Annotated in this window: 2 protein-coding genes; both read right to left on the bottom strand. The window is 74.8% G+C overall.

Features of this window, described 5'->3' with window-relative positions; all coding sequences use genetic code 11:
* Positions 1–242: 242 nt before the first annotated feature.
* Positions 243–965 carry a M50 family metallopeptidase gene (locus L0B03_RS15475; protein WP_250447432.1) on the bottom strand — a complete coding sequence of 241 codons (723 nt, stop codon included), beginning with the start codon at positions 963–965 and terminating at the stop codon, positions 243–245.
* Positions 966–1032: 67 nt separating this feature from the next.
* A partial coding sequence (locus L0B03_RS15480; RefSeq protein ID WP_250447433.1) for a bifunctional diguanylate cyclase/phosphodiesterase occupies positions 1033–3474 on the bottom strand: 2442 nt, incomplete at its 5' end.

Consider the following 3474-nt stretch of genomic DNA (forward strand, 5'->3'; position numbering starts at 1 on the left):
AGGCTGCGGTCCGCGGGCAGCTCGCCACCCCGGGCGCCGAGGTCGCCGACCTCCTCGACCCGGACCCTGCCGGTCCCGTCACCGCGGCGCAGCCCCTCGGCCACCGCGCGGGCGACCGCCTGGGTGCTGCCGAACATCGACTCGAAGACCACCAGGACCGTCATGGGGCCCACGCTCCCCCGCAGGTCGCGAGGCAGCCAGGGCCCTAGGTCCCCCGCGGGTCGGGAGAGGTCTCCCGCGGGTCAGGCGCCGACGCGGTCGAGCACCTCGGGCAGCAGCCAGGCCACGCCCAGGGCCAGGGACCCGAGCGTGACGACGGCGAAGACCAGCACCCACAGGGCCCCCGGCACCCGGGTGAGCCCGGCGAGCTGGTCGGCGTCGGAGCCGCGAGCCCTGCCGCGCCGTCGTGAGACCGCGAGCTCGAGGACGGTGCGCGGCGCGGCCAGGAGCAGGAAGAACGTCAGGGCGTAGGCCACCGCGGACTGCAGGCGCGGCTCGGCCCACCAGGTGACCGCGAAGACGCCGACACCGCACACCAGCACCACCCAGAGGCCGAACAGGTTGCGGATCTGCAGCAGCAGCAGAGCCAGGAGCAGCAGCACGGCCCACAGCAGCGCGACCGCGAGCCCGCGCGAGAGCATCGCCGCCGCGCCGAGCCCGATCAGCGCCGGGGCCGTGTAGCCGGCCAGCAGGGTCAGGACCATGCCCGGACCGCGCGGCCGACCCCGGGAGACGGTGAGCCCCGAGGTGTCCGAGTGCAGCCGGATGCCGGTCAGCCGACGGCCCGTGAGGACCGCGGCGATCGCGTGGCCACCCTCGTGGGCGACCGTCACCGCGTGCCGCGTCAGCGGCCACAGCCCCGGGACCATGATGAGGGCCAGCGCGACGGCGGCCGTCGCGAGGACCGCCCCCGTGCTCGGCAGCGGTTGCGTGGTCAGGATGCGGTCCCAGATCTCGGCGAGCACCCGGTCATGCTCTCAGGCCGGGCTGCGGATCGACGCCGCGCCGCGACCAGGCGACGGGGCGGAGGCTTCAGGCGACCGGTTGGATGCCCTCCTCCGGGGTGGCGGGGGGGAGCTCGGGCAGCAGCGAGCCCAGCAGCGGCCCGATCTGCTCCCCGGGCAGGGCGCTCGCGTAGAGCCAGCCCTGCGCGTCGGTGCACCCCATCTCGCGCAGCCGTGCTGCCTGGGCCGAGGTCTCGACCTGCTCGGCGATGACCCCGAGGCCCAGCACGCGGCCCATGTGCAGGATGATCTCGACGAGGTCGGCCGCGCGCCCCGTCGTCGTGAGCTCGTCGATGAAGCTGCCGTCGATCTTGAGGGCGTCCACGGGCAGGGTGCGCAGGGCGTGCAGCGAGGACTGCCCCGTCCCGAAGTCGTCGATGTGCAGGCCCACCCCGGTCGCCCGCAGCGCACCCATGGTCGCGCTCGCCGCCTCGGCGTCGGTCATGACCACCCGCTCGGTGATCTCCAGGACGAGGCACCTGCCCGGGACGTCGTGGGTCGCCAGGGCGGCCTCGAGGGCCGGCGCCAGGTCGGCGGACCAGAACTCGCGGTGCGAGAGGTTGATCGAGACGGTGATCTCGGGGGTCTGCGGGTGCGCGGCCCTCCAGACGGCGACCTGGCGGCACACCTCGTCGAGCAGCCACCGCCCCAGGGCGACGATGCTCGTGTTCTCCTCCATGGTGGGCAGGAAGGTGCCGGGCATCAGCAGCCCGCGCTCGGGGTGGTCCCAGCGCACCAGGGCCTCGAGGTGGGTGAGCCCTCGACCGTCGAGGGCGACCACGGGCTGGTAGTGCACCACGAACTGCCCCTCGGCCAGGGCCCGGCGCAGCTCGCCCCGGGTCCGCAGGCGCCCGGTGGCGCGGGTGTGCATCTCGGGGTCGAAGACGCTCGCCGTCCCGCGCTCGACCCCCTTGGCGTGGTACATCGCGGTGTCGGCGTCCCGCAGCACGTCCTCGGCGTCCCGGTAGCCCACCTGGGAGGTGGTGATGCCGACGCTCGCGGTGACCTGCACCTCGTGCTCGCCGAGCTGCACGGGGGCGCTGATCCGCTCCTGGATCCGCCGCGCGATGACCAGCACCTCCTCGGGGCTCGGAGCCGTGAGCAGCACGGCGAACTCGTCCCCGCCGAACCGGGCGGCGGTGTCGACCGCGCGCAGCTCGTCGCGCAGGCGCTGGGCCACGACCTTGAGCAGCTCATCGCCCAGGAGGTGCCCGAGGGAGTCGTTGACGAGCTTGAAGCCGTCGAGGTCGAGGAACACCACCGCGAAGCCGCGGCCCCCACGGGTCGGTCGCTCGAGGGCCACCGCGAGACGGTCGAGGAACAGCCGCCGGTTGGGCAGGCCCGTGACGGCGTCGTACAGGGCGCCCTGGCGCAGCTTCTCCTCGAGCTCCTTGCGCTCCTGGATGTCGGCGAGGGACCCCACGAGGCGGATCACCCAGTCCTCGGTGTTCGGCACGCCCAGGCACCGCACCAGCAGCCACCGCCTCGACCCGTCCGGGTGCACCACGCGGAACTCGCCCTCGACCGGGGTGCCCCGGCCGCGCACCGCCCGGCGCCCGATCTCGTGGACCAGGGGCACGTCCTCGGCGTGGATGCGCGTGGCCCAGGTGGTGTCGGGGTCGTCCTCGGGGGACAGCCCCAGCAGCTCGCGACCTCGGTCGGACAGGTGCACGGCCCCGGCGCCGAGCTCGAGCTCCCACAGGCCGTCGTTCGCGGCGCGCGTCGCGAGGGCGTAGCGCTCCTCGCTCGCCCGGACGGCCTGCTCGAGGGCCTCGGCCTCGAAGGCCGAGCAGAGCAGCTGGCCCCAGTAGTGGTACGTGTCCCGCGAGGAGGTCGTGTCGATCTCCCCGACGACGGCGAGCAGCCCCCAGTCCCGCTCGAGGGTGCGCACCGGGACCACGAAGCAGGCCTCGCGACGGTCCGGTCGGACCTGTGCGACCAGGGCCTCGGGAGGGAAGGCCGTGACCGGCACGACGTCGGCGAGGTCCGCGGCGTCGAGGCCGAAGGTGCCCGTCACACGGACCGAGGTGCGGTCGGCCCCCTCCCACATGGCCAGGGCCCCCGCGCGCACGTGGGTGCCCGCGAGCCAGGACAGGTCCCTGGGGTCGCCGACCGCCGAGTCGAGGAGACCCGCTGCGACCTCGAACTGCTCGGTGAGCAGGCGCTCCTGCGAGCGGGAACGGCGCAGGTAGGCCGCGGACTGCACCTGCCACAGGGCGCTCGCCACGGTGCCCGCGGCCGCGTGGCGGACGGGGTCGGCGGGTGAGGTGGTGCGGTGCAGGTGCTCGATGAGGGCGTTGGCCGTGCGGTGCAGGGCGTCGGGGCGCGCGCTGAGGGCGCGCAGGGCATGGACCAGGGCGCGGAGCTCGGCAGCGTCTGCCACGCCGTCGGGCCCGAGCAGCCGGTCCACCGCCTCGAGGGCGGTGTCGCTCGGTGGGCGGTCGGGGGCGCTGCTCAGCACCCGGACCAC

It is taken from the genome of Actinotalea sp. C106, assembly GCF_023630195.1.
GTDB lineage: Bacteria > Actinomycetota > Actinomycetes > Actinomycetales > Cellulomonadaceae > Actinotalea.